2 protein-coding genes are annotated in these 1,117 nt (G+C 30.9%); one reads left to right on the plus strand and one right to left on the minus strand.

The window, feature by feature from the left end:
- Positions 1-94: 94 nt before the first annotated feature.
- Positions 95-334, minus strand: a complete 240-nt coding sequence (locus V7014_RS27035) for a hypothetical protein (RefSeq protein WP_335512207.1) — start codon at positions 332-334, stop codon at positions 95-97.
- A 156-nt stretch (positions 335-490) separates the two neighbouring features.
- Between V7014_RS27035 and V7014_RS27040 the strand changes: the two genes are divergently transcribed.
- Positions 491-976, plus strand: a complete 486-nt coding sequence (locus V7014_RS27040; protein WP_335512209.1) for a hypothetical protein — start codon at positions 491-493, stop codon at positions 974-976.
- Positions 977-1,117: the final 141 nt, after the last annotated feature.

Below are 1,117 nucleotides of genomic sequence, written 5' to 3' on the forward strand. Positions count from 1 at the left end.
GAAGCAATTCTTCAAACGTCATTTCATCGCCGTTCATAAACATTTCCAAATTATGCAGGAGTACTTCACCTCTTAATATTTCAGCTTGTCTCATTTATATATATACATCTACTACTTTTTCATCATCCTTTGGTTCTTCTTCAAATTCAGATTCAAAGGAAAGTAAATTCTTGCTCACCTGTTTCATGATTCTTTTCTCTTTCTTAACTTTTTCGAGATGACGTTTCTTCCCTTGTAGCAAATACGTAGCAATATCCTTATGGGGTATACCTTTCTTAATCTCACTCATAAAGTCATCGTACAATACATAAATCAATGCTGAAACTTTAAACATGATCGGTACATCTCGTTACGCTTCTCTTGTATCATCTAAAAAGGACTTATTATAGTTAAAATAACAACCATTAATAGAAGAATATATTCTATTAATGGGTTTCCCTTGAAAGAAAAACCTCTTTTTGTTAAAATTCCCAAAAAGAGGGGTGTGAAAATGAAGAAATTATTACAATTAAGCTCTCTGCTTTTGTTAGCCATTGCTGGATGTTCAAATACAGACGAGAAAACTATGAAAAATGAAGAAGAAATTAAAAGTAGTCAAATAGAAGATGTAGCAAAAATAAAAGAAGAAAATGATAAATTGAAGAAAGAAATTGAAAGTTTAAATCAGACTGCAAAAGATAATTTGTCTGACGATGATATAGCAATGACGTATAACATAGCATATCGGTTTGTTCGTGCGATTGCACTAAAGGATTATAATGGTATATCCGCGATTGCACATGACAATGTAGGTTCTTATGATAAAAAAGAGAATACTATAAGTTTTGATGATGATAAATCAATTGTAAAAATGTTCCCTTCTAACATAGATTCGTTACGAAAAATAAGTTTTGGAGAAGCGAAATTAAAAGAGAAAGATATGATTACATTAACGATAAACTATACTGAAGCCGAAAAAAATCAAACAACTCCATAAGAATTAATTATTAAAAAAGAACCGAACTATAGAACACTTTATAAAGTGGTAGCTAAAGATAAAGAGCAACTAGTAAAAGAATAGATTATAAAGGGGGCTGCCCTCAAAAGTCAAAATTATGACTTTTGGGACAGCCCCTTT

Source organism: Bacillus sp. JJ722, assembly GCF_036963345.1.
In the GTDB taxonomy this organism is placed as follows: domain Bacteria; phylum Bacillota; class Bacilli; order Bacillales; family DSM-1321; genus Bacillus_AD.